Origin of the sequence: Bacillus sp. FSL L8-0528 (assembly GCF_038593085.1) — a bacterium.
Classification (GTDB): domain Bacteria; phylum Bacillota; class Bacilli; order Bacillales; family Bacillaceae; genus Bacillus; species Bacillus paralicheniformis.
Window position 1 is genome coordinate 1,813,822 of sequence record NZ_CP151961.1, and the last position, 14,740, is coordinate 1,828,561.

12 protein-coding genes are annotated in these 14,740 nt (G+C 47.1%); all 12 read left to right on the forward strand.

What is annotated here, in order from left to right:
• Positions 1-13 precede the first annotated feature (13 nt).
• Complete coding sequence (locus MHI30_RS09220; protein WP_075752755.1) at positions 14-1,264, forward strand: competence/damage-inducible protein A; 1,251 nt, start codon at positions 14-16, stop codon at positions 1,262-1,264.
• Between the two features lie 167 nt (positions 1,265-1,431).
• Positions 1,432-2,478 (forward strand): recombinase RecA, encoded by a 1,047-nt coding sequence (gene recA, locus MHI30_RS09225; RefSeq protein ID WP_075752753.1) that lies wholly within the window; start codon positions 1,432-1,434, stop codon positions 2,476-2,478.
• Positions 2,479-2,819: 341 nt separating this feature from the next.
• A complete protein-coding gene (gene rny / locus MHI30_RS09230) occupies positions 2,820-4,379 on the forward strand; it encodes a ribonuclease Y (RefSeq protein ID WP_075752751.1) in 1,560 nt (519 codons plus the stop codon).
• An 86-nt stretch (positions 4,380-4,465) separates the two neighbouring features.
• Positions 4,466-5,263 (forward strand): TIGR00282 family metallophosphoesterase, encoded by a 798-nt coding sequence (locus MHI30_RS09235; protein ID WP_003181930.1) that lies wholly within the window; start codon positions 4,466-4,468, stop codon positions 5,261-5,263.
• 201 nt (positions 5,264-5,464) lie between these two features.
• Complete coding sequence (spoVS, locus tag MHI30_RS09240) at positions 5,465-5,725, forward strand: stage V sporulation protein SpoVS (protein ID WP_003181955.1); 261 nt, start codon at positions 5,465-5,467, stop codon at positions 5,723-5,725.
• A 105-nt stretch (positions 5,726-5,830) separates the two neighbouring features.
• Positions 5,831-6,751, forward strand: a complete 921-nt coding sequence (locus MHI30_RS09245; RefSeq protein ID WP_075753444.1) for a dipeptidase — start codon at positions 5,831-5,833, stop codon at positions 6,749-6,751.
• Between the two features lie 124 nt (positions 6,752-6,875).
• Positions 6,876-7,919: an L-threonine 3-dehydrogenase gene (gene tdh, locus MHI30_RS09250; RefSeq protein ID WP_128739513.1), complete on the forward strand. Its 1,044-nt coding sequence runs from the start codon at positions 6,876-6,878 to the stop codon at positions 7,917-7,919.
• Positions 7,920-7,933: 14 nt separating this feature from the next.
• Positions 7,934-9,109, forward strand: coding sequence for a glycine C-acetyltransferase (locus tag MHI30_RS09255; protein ID WP_075752747.1), 1,176 nt, complete (start codon positions 7,934-7,936; stop codon positions 9,107-9,109).
• A 143-nt stretch (positions 9,110-9,252) separates the two neighbouring features.
• Positions 9,253-10,782 (forward strand): tRNA (N6-isopentenyl adenosine(37)-C2)-methylthiotransferase MiaB, encoded by a 1,530-nt coding sequence (miaB, locus tag MHI30_RS09260; RefSeq protein WP_020451462.1) that lies wholly within the window; start codon positions 9,253-9,255, stop codon positions 10,780-10,782.
• Position 10,783: 1 nt separating this feature from the next.
• The gene (locus MHI30_RS09265) at positions 10,784-11,215 is read left to right on the forward strand and encodes a RicAFT regulatory complex protein RicA family protein (RefSeq protein WP_020451463.1); all 432 of its coding nucleotides are present in this window, start codon (positions 10,784-10,786) and stop codon (positions 11,213-11,215) included.
• 241 nt (positions 11,216-11,456) lie between these two features.
• Positions 11,457-12,005, forward strand: coding sequence for an outer spore coat protein CotE (gene cotE / locus MHI30_RS09270; protein ID WP_020451464.1), 549 nt, complete (start codon positions 11,457-11,459; stop codon positions 12,003-12,005).
• A gap of 111 nt (positions 12,006-12,116) precedes the next feature.
• Positions 12,117-14,726, forward strand: a complete 2,610-nt coding sequence (mutS, locus tag MHI30_RS09275) for a DNA mismatch repair protein MutS (protein ID WP_075752745.1) — start codon at positions 12,117-12,119, stop codon at positions 14,724-14,726.
• The last annotated feature ends 14 nt before the right edge of the window (positions 14,727-14,740 follow it).

Below are 14,740 nucleotides of genomic sequence, written 5' to 3' on the forward strand. Positions count from 1 at the left end.
GGAAGTGGAAACAATGAAGTTGGAAAGAAAAGCGGAAATTATCGCTGTCGGTTCTGAGCTTCTGCTCGGACAAATCGCTAATACAAATGCTCAGTTTATCAGCAGGCATTTGGCCGAAATCGGCATTAACGTCTTTTATCACACGGCGGTGGGAGACAACCCGGAACGCCTTAAACAAGTGATTCAGACAGCACAGCAAAGGTCTGACTTCATCATTTTTTCGGGAGGCCTTGGACCGACGAAAGACGATTTGACAAAAGAAACGATCGCTGAAGTTGTCGGGCGCCCTCTTCAGCTCGACGATGAAGCCTTCGAATCGATTCAGGATTACTTCAAAAAAACGAACCGGGAGATGTCGCCGAACAACCGCAAACAGGCGCTGATCCTCGAAGGATCCGATGTTCTGCCGAACCGCTTCGGGATGGCGCCGGGAATGCTGCTTGAGCATGAATCGCGCTTTTATATGCTCCTGCCGGGACCTCCGAAAGAGCTGGAGCCGATGTTTGAAAACGAAGCGAAGCCGCTGATTTTGGAAAAGCTCGGCTCGAAGGAAAAGATCGTGTCAAGGGTGCTGCGGTTCTTCGGCATCGGAGAATCCCAGCTTGAAACCGATTTGGAAGATCTCATCGATGCGCAGACTAATCCGACAATCGCCCCGCTTGCGGCCGACGGGGAAGTCACGCTCAGACTCACGGCAAAGCATGCGGATCCGGAGGAGACAAACCGCTTGTTAAAAGAAACGGAAGACCTCATCATGGAGCGGGTCGGAGAGTTCTTTTACGGGTATGATGATACATCGCTTGCAGAAGAGCTTGCGAAAGCATGCAGGAGCAAGGGAATGACCCTGGCTGCTGCGGAAAGCTTTACAGGCGGGCTTTTTTCCAGCTGGCTGACGGAAATGAGCGGCGCTTCGGAATATTTCAAAGGCGGCGCCGTCTGCTACACAAACGAATTGAAAGTTTCAGCGGCCGGCGTTGCCGAAGACACGCTGCAGCGCTACGGTGCGGTCAGCGCGCAATGTGCAAAAGAACTCGCCGCAGGCATCAGAGTCAAAACAGGAAGCGATATCGGCATCAGCTTTACTGGAGTAGCCGGGCCGAATACGCAAGAAGGCCATCCGGCAGGAAAGGTGTTTATCGGCATCTCCGTGAAGGACCAGGCTGAAGAAGCGTTCGAATTTCAGTTCGCCGGATCCAGGTCTGCGGTGCGAAAGCGTTCTGCCAAATACGGCTGCCATCTGTTGCTGAAAATGATGGAAAAATAAGCGGAAACCGGATTTTCGGAATATCTTTCTTATGAAAAAGGTCATTCCATTTTAGGAGATCGATTTTTTCCTCTTAAAAAATCGAATATGCGTTCGCTTTTTTCTTGGCAAATCCGTGCAAACAAGGTATAGTAGATATAGCGGAAGTGATAAAGGAGGAAAATAGAATGAGTGATCGTCAGGCAGCCTTAGATATGGCGCTTAAACAAATAGAAAAGCAGTTTGGTAAAGGTTCGATTATGAAACTGGGCGAACAAACTGAAACGAGAATTTCAACAGTTCCGAGCGGTTCTTTAGCGCTCGACACGGCTCTTGGAGTGGGCGGATACCCGCGCGGCCGGATTATTGAAGTATACGGGCCTGAAAGCTCCGGTAAAACGACGGTGGCGCTTCATGCGATTGCCGAAGTTCAGCAGCAGGGCGGACAGGCGGCGTTTATCGACGCCGAACACGCGCTCGACCCCGTCTATGCACAAAAGCTGGGTGTCAACATTGATGAGCTTTTGCTGTCACAGCCTGATACGGGCGAGCAGGCGCTTGAAATCGCCGAAGCTCTTGTCAGAAGCGGAGCGGTGGATATCGTTGTCATCGACTCTGTGGCAGCGCTTGTGCCGAAAGCTGAAATCGAAGGAGACATGGGGGATTCCCACGTCGGTTTGCAGGCCAGACTGATGTCTCAAGCGCTTCGTAAGCTTTCCGGAGCGATCAATAAATCGAAGACCATCGCGATCTTTATTAACCAGATTCGTGAAAAAGTCGGCGTCATGTTTGGAAATCCTGAGACGACACCAGGCGGAAGAGCGCTGAAATTCTACTCTTCTGTCCGTCTTGAAGTGCGCCGCGCAGAGCAGCTGAAACAAGGCAACGATGTCATGGGGAACAAGACGAAAATCAAAGTCGTGAAAAACAAAGTGGCACCTCCGTTCCGGACGGCCGAAGTGGACATTATGTACGGGGAAGGGATTTCAAAAGAAGGGGAAATCATCGACCTCGGAACAGAGCTTGACATCGTTCAAAAGAGCGGTGCATGGTACTCTTATCAGGAGGAACGTCTTGGACAAGGCCGTGAAAACGCCAAACAGTTCCTGAAAGAAAACAAGGACATCCTTTTGATGATTCAAGAGCAGATCCGGGAGCACTACGGTTTGGATACTGGAGGCGTTGCTCCTGCGCAGGAAGACGATGCCCAAGCTCAGGAAGAACTCGAATTTTAATCATGAAACATGTGAAAGGCTGCCGACCCGATCGGCGGCCTTTTCCTTTCATCTGCGCATTCAGACGCAGCTCCTTTATCCATCTCCTTCATCCGGGCGGTTTGAAAAGGCGTTTAATCCAGAAACGTTAAGACCGTAAGCTTGACAAGTATTTCCCACACAATTACAATGAAATTGTATCACTTGTTTTTCTTAACATGATTGATAAACATTTAAACTTGACAAGGGCTGTGAAGCCGCTTCACTCCCTGTGAAGGTTCTGTATGTTGAGAAGAAGTACAATGTACATGCCGACACTTACTTTTAGCAAGACAAGTTCATAGCAAGAGGAGGTGAAAGTTATGAATCCTTTAGCAATTCTCATCTCCATTTTGCTGAGCCTATTCTGTTTAGTTGTTGGCTACTATGTTCGTAAAATCATTGCCGAAGCAAAAATTTCAGGTGCGCGAAATGCAGCCGAACAAATTCTTGGAGACGCAAAGCGGGATGCTGAAGCGTTGAAAAAAGAAGCCCTTCTTGAAGCAAAGGACGAGATTCATACGCTTCGGATAGAAGCTGAACAAGAAGTTCGTGAAAGACGAAATGAGCTTCAAAAACAAGAAAACCGTTTACTTCAAAAGGAAGAGAACCTTGACCGAAAAGATGAATCATTAGATAAACGGGAAGCGATGTTGGAGAAGAAAGATCATTCTCTGAATGAACGACAACAACATATTGAAGAGATGGAAAGCAAAGTGGATGAAATGATTCGTATGCAGCAGTCAGAGTTGGAGCGTATTTCAAGTCTGACGCGAGATGAAGCGAAGCAAATCATTCTGGAACGGGTTGAAAACGAGCTTTCCCATGACATCGCGATCATGATGAAAGAAAGTGAAAATCGAGCGAAAGAAGAGGCTGATAAAAAAGCGAAAAATATTCTTTCATTGGCTTTACAGCGCTGTGCGGCAGATCATGTGGCCGAGACAACGGTTTCAGTTGTCAACCTTCCAAATGATGAGATGAAAGGCCGCATTATCGGACGTGAAGGACGTAATATCCGTACATTGGAAACATTGACGGGGATCGATCTGATCATCGACGATACGCCGGAAGCCGTTATCCTTTCAGGATTTGATCCGATCAGGCGTGAAACAGCCAGGATCGCTCTTGATAAACTCGTTCAGGATGGCCGCATTCATCCTGCCAGAATCGAAGAAATGGTTGAGAAATCCCGCCGTGAAGTGGATGATTACATTCGCGAAATGGGTGAACAGACGACGTTTGAAGTTGGAGTTCACGGTCTTCATCCCGATTTAATCAAAATCCTCGGCCGCTTGAAGTTCAGAACGAGCTACGGACAGAATGTACTGAAACATTCAATGGAAGTGGCGTTTCTGACAGGCTTGATGGCTTCAGAGCTCGGAGAAGACGTGACGCTCGCAAAAAGGGCAGGACTTCTTCATGATATCGGGAAAGCGATTGACCATGAGGTGGAAGGAAGCCACGTTGAAATCGGTGTGGAACTGGCCACCAAGTATAAAGAGCATCCAGTTGTCATCAACAGTATCGCATCTCACCACGGAGATCAGGAGCCGACTTCCATCATTGCCGTGCTCGTGGCCGCAGCCGATGCGCTGTCCGCCGCAAGACCTGGCGCAAGAAGCGAAACGCTCGAAAACTATATTCGCAGGCTTGAAAAGCTGGAAGAAATCTCTGAATCGTACGAAGGTGTTGAAAAATCATTCGCGATACAAGCGGGACGAGAGGTGCGGATCATGGTCAAACCTGACTCAATCAATGATCTTGAAGCCCATCGTTTGGCGCGTGATATTCGAAAACGAATCGAGGACGAGCTTGACTACCCTGGACACATCAAAGTAACCGTGATCAGGGAAACGAGAGCCGTTGAATACGCAAAATAAAGTGGTGCGAATGCGCCACTTTATTTTTTTGTTTCCTTGTGTAACACTATGATTAAAACCTATTTTAAAAAAGAAAGGGTCAAATTATGAGAATTTTATTTATTGGAGATGTTGTCGGTTCGCCCGGCAGAGACATGATCAAAACCTATTTGCCGAAGCTGAAGCTGAAATATAAACCGAACGCCGTCATCGTCAACGGAGAAAACGCGGCACACGGAAAAGGCATTACCGAAAAAATATACCACCAGCTCATTCAAGCGGGAGCCGACGTTCTCACAATGGGAAACCACACATGGGATAAAAGGGAAATATTTGATTTTATTGATGACGCGCCGCAGATCGTCAGACCCGCCAATTTTCCCGAAGGCACGCCTGGAAAAGGCATCACATACATAAAAACAAACGGTTCAAAGGAACTGGCTGTGATCAATTTGCAAGGCCGCACATTTCTGCCTGCGATCGATTGCCCTTTTCGAAAAGCTGATGAATTAATAGAAGAAGCGTCAAAAAGAACACCGTTCATTTTTATCGATTTTCATGCCGAAGCGACAAGCGAAAAGCAGGCGATCGGCTGGTATACGGACGGCCGCGTGTCAGCGGTTGTCGGAACGCACACGCATGTTCAGACAGCCGACAACCGCATTCTTCCGAAAGGCACGGCATATATAACAGACGTGGGGATGACAGGGCCTTACGACGGGATTCTCGGCGTCGACCGCGAGACGATTATCAAGCGTTTTAAAACGAGCCTGCCCGTCCGTTTTGAAATTGCCGAAGGCCGCACAACACTGAGCGGAGTTGTCATTGACATCGACGAACAGAGCAAGAAAGCCGTTAAAATTGACCGGATATTAATCAATGATGACCACATGTTTTTTGAATAACTGAACAGAAAATCATTTTAGAAAAATATTAAAAGGAAAGCAGGAATATCCCGGTCCTATAGTGAATATAGTAAAAATGGAAGGTACCCTGCTATTTTTGAAAAGCAATTAAAAGGGGATGGCTTTGAAAATAGCAACATCTAATAATGATTGTTCTAATGAACACTCACTTATCCATTGTAAACTTAAGGGGGAGCAGGAATGGAAATATTAAAGGTTTCAGCAAAATCAAATCCAAACTCGGTCGCAGGTGCGCTCGCAGGAGTCTTGAGGGAACGAGGAGCTGCAGAAATTCAAGCAATCGGAGCCGGAGCATTAAATCAGGCTGTTAAAGCGGTAGCGATTGCACGGGGATTTGTAGCGCCGAGCGGTGTCGATCTGATTTGCATTCCGGCGTTTACGGACATTCAAATTGACGGTGAAGAACGAACAGCGATTAAGCTAATCGTAGAGCCTCGCTGATAGAAAAATCACTCTTTTTCAAATGCTTCAACCTGCTTACTTTCACGTAAGCGGGTTGTTTTTGGTTTGGCCGTTTTTGAAAAATGCAGCCGGGAGAGGATGAACGTGAAAATTTTTGATGCCCATTCTGATTTGCTGCTGAAGCTTTGGAAAAATCCGAAACTCAATGAATACAGCGACCCGTCGCTGCAAACGCCGGTTCAGGCGCTTTTAAACGGAAAGGCGAAAGTGCAGTGTCTGGCGATTTTTCTGCCCGAAACCGTACCCGATACAATAAGGCTTGAAATGGCGCTCGTGCAGATCCGGCTGTTTCACGAAAAAATTGCAAAGTACAAGCGGATCAAACTGATCAAACATAAAGCCGATATCGACAAGCTCAAAAGCGATGAAACCGGCATCATTCTAACGATGGAAGGCTGTGAGCCGATCTCAAAAAACTTAAGGCTGTTTGACATCTTTTTTCAGCTCGGAGTCAGAAGTTTCGGCCTGACGTGGAACTGGGCCAATACGTTCGCAGACGGCGCTTTAGAAGAAAGAAACGCAGGTTTGACTTCTTACGGGGAAAGGCTGATTCGCAAGGCGAACAAAAACCGGGCATGGACCGATCTCTCCCATTTATCCGAGAAAAGCTTTTGGGATGCGGTTGAAACGGCAGCGTATCCGATCGCCTCTCATTCGAATACGCACAGCCTTTGCCCTCATCCGAGAAATTTAAAAGACGATCAAATTAAAGCGCTTATTGAAAAGAACGGCGTCATCGGCTTGACATTTGTCCCTGAATTCGTGAGAAACGGAAAAACGCCTGTGATCAAAGATATCCTCTCGCATATTGACCATGTCTGTTCTTTGGGAGGCGAGCGGCATATCGGATTCGGATCTGATTTTGACGGCATCGACCGGGGCATTCCGGGTCTGGAAGCCCACAAAGATTACGGGAATCTGATCGAAGCGCTGCAGCGCTCATATACACCAAGTCAAGTCGACGGATTTCTCTTTCAAAATTTCTTCAGCCGCATCCCATTTTAAAAAAATATCATACATTTTTCAGAGGGTGTTCATCTGTTTTTCTCAGAAGGACACAGGTGTTTACCAATATGAATTATCGTGCTACAATCCTTTTGTAAAGCGATTTTGCAAAGGGGGTCTGTTCATCTTGGACGGAAATATGAAAGCGCTTATCAAGAAGCCGGGGGAGCCGGGCGCCAGCTTCGAGCTCGTCCTGATACCGAAGATCGACAAACACGAGGTGCTGATCAAAGTCAAAGCCGCATCGATTTGCGGAACCGATGTCCATATTTATAATTGGGATGAATGGGCGAAAAGCAGGGTGAAACCGCCTTATGTGTTTGGCCACGAATTTTCCGGCGAGGTTGTTCTAGTGGGGGAAAATGTGACTGCGGTACAAGAAGGGGAGTATGTTTCGGCAGAAACGCACATCGTTTGCGGAAAGTGCCTGCCGTGTTTGACCGGAAAAGAGCATGTCTGCAGAAAAACGCTGATTCTCGGTGTCGATACAGACGGCTGTTTTGCTGAATATGTCAAAGTGCCTGCCGCAAACATTTGGAAAAACCCGGCCGGCATGCCTGAGGATCTTGCTTCTATTCAAGAACCGCTCGGAAATGCCGTGCATACGGTTCTGACGGGAATGACGGCTGGAGTGAAAGTCGCTGTCGTCGGCTGCGGACCGATCGGATTGATGGCCGTGGCAGTTGCAAAAGCGTCAGGCGCATCACAGGTGATCGCCATCGATAAAAACGAATACAGGCTTGACCTTGCATTGCAAATGGGGGCAACCGATATCATCTCCGTTGAAAAAGAAGATCCGCTCAAAAATGTAAGCGCTTTAACGGACGGTGAAGGGGCGGACTTGGTTTGCGAAATGTCAGGCCATCCTACGGCCATCCGCCAAAGTTTAAAAATGGCTGCGAACGGAGGGCGGGTTCATGTCTTAAGTCTGCCTGAGCATCCCGTATGCATCGACATGACAAATGATATCGTCTTTAAAGGATTAACGGTTCAGGGAATTACCGGCCGCAAAATGTTTGAAACGTGGAGGCAGGTCAGCGGTCTTCTCCAGTCCGGTACGATTCAAATCAAGCCTGTCATCACCCACCGTTTCCCGATGGAAGAGTTTGAAAAAGGCTTTGAATTGATGAAAAAAGGGCAATGCGGAAAAGTCGTATTGATACCGTGAAAGGAGAGATAGATATGAAGGAATTTAATTTTTTAGCTTCCGAGCTTGATACAATGAAAGAAAACGGAACTTTTCAGGAACTGCCGATCATCGAATCGCTGCAAGGATCAACTGTCAAAATGAAAGGAAAAGACATCATTCAGCTTTCATCCAATAACTATCTCGGGTTGACGTCTCATCCGCGCCTCCAAAAAGCGGCCGAAGAGGCGGTCAAACGGTACGGAGCTGGAACGGGATCGGTCCGGACAATAGCCGGAACATTCACCATGCATGATGAGCTTGAAAAGAAGCTCGCTTCATTTAAAAACACTGAAGCTGCACTCGTATTCCAGTCCGGTTTCACCGCAAATCAAGGCATTCTTTCAAGCATTCTCACCAAAGATGATATCGTCATCTCAGACGAATTAAACCATGCTTCCATCATTGACGGCATCAGACTTACCAAAGCGGGCAAAAAAGTATATCAGCATGCGGACATGGAAGATTTAGAAAAGATTTTAAAAAAATCAATGAATTACAGAATGCGGCTTATCGTTACAGACGGCGTGTTTTCGATGGACGGAGACATCGCGCCGCTTCCCGAAATCGTCCGGCTCGCTGAACAGTATGACGCATTTGTCATGGTCGACGATGCGCACGCGTCCGGCGTTCTCGGCGAGAACGGGCGCGGAACGGTTCACCATTTCGGGCTGGACGGGAAGGTTCACATTCAAGTCGGCACGCTCAGCAAGGCGATATGTGTTTTAGGAGGCTATGCGGCCGGTTCCAAGGTGCTGATCGACTATTTAAAGCATAAAGGCAGACCGTTTCTCTTCAGTACTTCCCATCCGCCGGCCGTCACTGCGGCATGCATTGAAGCGGTCAATGTGCTGATGGAGGAACCTTCATTGATTAAAAAACTTTGGGACAATACTTCGTACTTCAAAAAAGAGCTTGAAAAAATCGGCCTCCCGCTGATTAAGAGCGAGACGCCGATCACGCCGATTTTGATCGGTGATGAAGCCGAAGCATGCCGCTTTTCAAACACGCTTTTCGAGCTCGGTTTATTTGCGCAGGCCATTGTATTTCCGACCGTCCCGAAAGGCAAAGCGCGGATCAGAACGATCATGACCGCCCAGCATTCGAAAGAAGAGCTCGATAAAGCACTTGAAATCATTGAAACCGGCGCCAAAAAAGCGGGTCTGCTTTAAACTCGTCGATTTCTTTTTCAACAAAGCAAATAACCATTGATAATCATTTTCAGTTAGTGTACAATGATGGGTTCTGGGTTGTGCTGACAACCGAGAACCTTTATACTGAAGAGTGGAGCTTTGTTTGAAAGGAGATCAAAAACATGAATGAGAAACAGCGCATTGAAAGCGGACAGGTCAATCCATCGGACAAAAAATCCGAGAAGGATTACAGCAAGTACTTCGAAGCTGTTTATGTTCCGCCTTCCTTAAAAGATGCGAAAAAACGCGGCAAAGAAGAGGTTAAATACCATAGCGATTTTAAAATTTCCGAGCAGTACAAAGGGATGGGTGAAGGACGGAAGTTCTACATCCGCACATACGGCTGCCAGATGAATGAACACGATACAGAAGTCATGGCCGGTATTTTCATGACCCTCGGCTATGAGCCGACCGATTCGACTGAAGATGCCAATGTGATTCTGTTAAACACATGCGCCATTCGCGAAAATGCGGAAAACAAAGTATTCGGTGAAATCGGCCATTTAAAAGCTTTGAAAAAAGACAATCCGGATTTGATCCTTGGCGTATGCGGATGTATGTCCCAGGAAGAATCAGTCGTCAACCGGATTTTAAAGAAACATCCGTTCGTGGATCTGATTTTCGGCACACACAATATCCACCGCTTGCCGGAACTTTTGTCAGAAGCTTATCTGTCAAAAGAAATGGTCATCGAAGTGTGGTCTAAAGAAGGCGATGTCATTGAAAACCTTCCGAAAGTCCGCACCGGCAAAATTAAAGGCTGGGTCAACATTATGTACGGCTGCGACAAGTTCTGTACGTACTGCATCGTGCCGTACACAAGAGGAAAAGAACGAAGCAGACGTCCCGAAGAAATCATTCAGGAAGTGAGACGACTTGCGGCTGAAGGCTATAAAGAAATCACGCTTCTCGGACAGAACGTCAACGCTTACGGCAAAGATTTCGAGGATATGGAATACGGACTCGGACACTTGATGGATGAGCTCCGCAAAATCAATATTCCGCGAATCCGCTTCACGACGAGCCATCCGCGTGATTTTGACGATCATCTGATCGAGGTGCTCGCAAAAGGCGGGAACCTTCTGGACCACATCCACCTGCCTGTTCAGTCCGGAAGCTCGGATGTCTTGAAACTGATGGCGCGCAAATACGACCGGGAACGCTATCTCGAGCTTGTCGCCAAAATTAAAAAAGCGATGCCGAACGCGTCTTTAACAACAGACATTATCGTCGGCTTCCCGAACGAAACTGATGAGCAATTTGAAGAAACGCTTTCCTTATACAGAGAAGTTGAATTTGACAGCGCCTATACGTTCATCTACTCGCCTCGCGAAGGAACGCCTGCTGCAAAAATGAAAGACAATGTTCCGATGCGCGTGAAAAAAGAACGGCTTCAGCGATTAAATGAAGTGGTCAACGAAATTTCCGCGAAGAAAATGAAGGAATATGAGGGGCAGGTTGTCGAAGTGTTAGTAGAGGGTGAAAGTAAAAACAACCCTGATATCCTTGCCGGCTATACTCGGAAAAACAAGCTTGTCAACTTCAAAGGACCAAAAGAAGCGATCGGCCAGCTTGTCAACGTGAAAATCCACCAGGCGAAAACTTGGTCGCTTGACGGAGAAATGGTAGGAGAAGCAATCGAGGTGAAATAAAGTGACGCTTTATACGAAAAAAGAGATTGTTGCAAAAGCGCGGGAGCTCGCAAAAATGATTGCCGAAACGGAAGAAGTCGACTTTTTCAAAAAAGCGGAGGCACAGATTAATGAGAATGCCAAAATAACGGGTATTATCAATCAAATCAAAGCCCTGCAAAAGCAAGCCGTCAACTTTAAACATTATGAAAAGCACGAAGCGCTTAAACAAACGGAAGCAAAGATTGACGCGCTTCAGGAAGAGCTTGACGAGATTCCGATCATTCAAGAGTTCAGAGACTCCCAAATGGAAGTCAACGACCTTCTGCAGCTCGTCGCGCATACAATATCAAACCAAGTGACAAACGAGATCATCACATCAACCGGGGGAGACCTGCTGAAAGGCGAGACCGGTTCAAGAGTAAAAAATTCATCACCGAGCTGTTCTCTATAATTTGGCGGCGCCTTTTAAGGCGCCATTTTTTTATACAATTTCCCGCCGCGACGGCTTATTGAAAAGATTCGGTTTTCGGTCTGTCTTTTTCTTTTCTGATTTAAGTCAAGTTTATCCTTTTATCTGCATACACTTAAACAGATTCATTATATGGGAATGTTATTTTGATTTCTCAAGGAACGCACATTAGACGAATGCCCAGCATAGGATAATACGAGGAAAAACAAGGAGGCATGACCGAATGTCTGAATACAGGGAAATTATTACCAAAGCGGTGGTCGCGAAAGGCCGGAAATTCACTCAGTCCACTCATACAATCTCTCCTTCGCAAAAGCCAACCAGTATTTTAGGCGGTTGGATTATCAATCATAAGTATGACGCCGAAAAAATCGGAAAAACCGTGGAAATTGAAGGGACATATGATATCAACGTCTGGTATTCATATGCGGACAACACCAAAACCGAAGTTGTGACAGAACGCGTTTCCTATGTTGATGTTATTAAGCTCCGGTATCGCGACAAAAATTACTTAGATGATGAACACGAAGTGATTGCGAAGGTGCTTCAGCAGCCGAACTGCCTTGAAGTGACCATTTCTCCGAACGGAAACAAAGTGGTGGTACAGGCGGAAAGGGAATTTTTATCAGAGGTTGTCGGCGAGACAAAGGTCGTCGTTGAGGTCAATTCTGATTGGACGGAAAGCGATGAGGAAGAAGCGTGGGAAGAAGAACTTGATGAAGAACTTGAGGACATCAATCCGGAGTTTTTGGTCGGAGATCCAGAAGAATAAAAGGAAGCTAGGGAAACACCGCCCTAGTTTCTTTTTTTTTCAGCATGAATCTTTATGGTATAATGAGTGTTGGAATCAATAGAAACGTTTATACATAGTGAGGGATTAAATATGGCAGGCTACACGCCTATGATACAGCAATATTTAAAGATTAAGGCAGAGTATCAGGATGCCTTTTTATTTTTTCGTCTTGGAGACTTTTATGAAATGTTTTTTGAAGATGCAAAAAAGGCGTCTCAGGAACTCGAAATCACGCTGACGAGCAGAGACGGAGGATCGAGCGAAAGAATCCCGATGTGCGGGGTTCCTTATCATTCATGCTCTTCGTATATCGAACAGCTCATTAAAAAAGGCTATAAAGTCGCGATCTGTGAGCAGGTGGAGGATCCTAAATCGGCCAAAGGAGTCGTCAAAAGGGAAGTCGTGCAGCTGATCACACCCGGCACCGTGATGGACGGAAAAGGAATTCATGAAAATGAAAACAACTTTATCGCCTCTGTCAGTGAATTTCAGCATACATACGGGCTCGCTTTTTCTGATTTGACGACGGGCGAGAACTTAGTGACGATTATCGAAAGGCTTGATGATGTCGTTTCCGAGATTTACTCTGTCGGAGCAAGGGAAATCGTCGTCAGCCGCAACCTTGACGAGAAAGACGTCGCGCTGTTGAAAGAGCGCTGCGGCGCCACGATCTCTTTCGAGGATGAACAAGCAGATGAATGGCCTGACATTGTGAACGGTCTGGCGTCCAAAGAGCTTGTCGATACGTTTATGAGGCTTTACGTCTACTTGAAGCGGACGCAGAAAAGAAGCCTTGACCACCTTCAAAACGTTCAGGCTTACGAGCTCGAAGAAGCGATGAAAATCGATTTGTATTCGAAACGCAATCTCGAGCTGACGGAAACGATCCGTTCGAAAAACAAAAAAGGCTCGCTTCTTTGGCTTTTGGACGAAACGAAAACGGCAATGGGAGGGCGCCTGTTAAAGCAATGGATCGACAGGCCGCTGATCAGAAAGGGACAGATTGAAGAGCGCCAGGAAATTGTCGAAACGCTGATCGCCCATTTGTTTGAGCGGGAAGATTTGCGCGAACGGCTGAAGGAAGTATACGATCTCGAGCGGCTCGCCGGAAGGGTCGCTTACGGCAATGTCAATGCCCGAGATTTGATCCAGCTGAAGGAATCGCTGAAACAAGTGCCGGCCATCAAACAGCTTGTCGGCTCCCTCGACCATCCGAAAGCAAAAGCGCGCGCCGAGAAAATCGATCCGTGCGGCGATCTTTTGAATCTTTTGGAAGATGCGCTATACGAGAATCCGCCTCTTTCATTAAAAGAGGGGAACTTGATCAAAGACGGCTATCACGCGAAGCTGGATGAATACAGGGACGCAAGCAAGAACGGAAAGGACTGGATCGCAAGGCTTGAGCAGCAGGAACGCGAGTACACGGGAATCCGCTCTTTAAAAGTCGGCTTTAACAAGGTGTTCGGCTATTATATTGAAGTGACGAAAGCCAACATCCATCTGCTTGAAGAAGGCCGCTATGAACGGAAGCAGACGCTGACCAATGCAGAACGCTACATCACGCCGGAGCTGAAAGAAAAAGAAGCGCTGATTCTCGAAGCGGAAAACAATATTTGCGAGCTGGAGTATGAGCTGTTTTCCGAGCTTCGCAGCAGGGTGAAGGAATATATCCCGCGCCTGCAGCAGCTGGCAAAAATGATGAGCGAGCTTGATGTGCTCCAATGTTTTGCGACGATCAGCGAAAACCGCCACTATGTTAAACCGGAGTTTTCCGAGGACGTCGTTCAGGTGATCGACGGACGGCATCCAGTCGTAGAAAAGGTGATGGACAGCCAGTCTTACGTCCCGAACAGCTGCGAAATGGGCAAGGGCAGACAAATGCTTTTAATCACCGGGCCGAATATGTCAGGAAAAAGCACGTATATGAGACAGATGGCGCTGATCTCCATTTTGGCGCAGATCGGCTGTTTTGTTCCTGCCAAAAAAGCGGTGCTGCCGATCTTTGATCAGATTTTTACAAGAATCGGCGCTGCGGATGATCTTATATCCGGACAGAGTACGTTTATGGTGGAAATGCTTGAAGCCAAAAATGCGATCGTTCATGCGACGAAAAACAGCTTGATTCTATTTGACGAAATCGGCCGGGGTACGTCCACTTACGACGGAATGGCGCTTGCGCAGGCGATCATCGAGTACGTTCACGAGCACATCGGCGCGAAGACTTTATTTTCCACTCACTATCACGAGCTAACGTCCCTTGAAGAAAAGCTTGCCGACTTGAAGAATATTCACGTTCGTGCGGAAGAATACGAAGGAAAGGTCGTTTTCCTTCACCAGATAAAAGAAGGCGCAGCAGATAAAAGCTACGGTATCCATGTCGCGCAGCTGGCCGAATTGCCCGACGGTTTGATCAGCAGGGCGAAAACGATCCTGAAAGAGCTTGAATCCGGCGCCAAAGAAGCGGCTCCATCAACGGCTCCGAATACGGTAAAAGAGGCGGCGGAAGAAGTCGCGGCAACTGTTGCAGATCAACCGGCCCAGCTGTCATTTTTTGAAACGGACAAGCCGAAAGAAAAAGAGACGAAGCTCTCTAAAAAAGAGCAGGCTGTTTTAGCTGAATTTAAAACGATGGATCTGCTCGATATGACGCCTATACAAGTCATGAATGAACTGTACAGGCTGCAAAAAAAATTAAAGTAATAAAGAGGTGACCC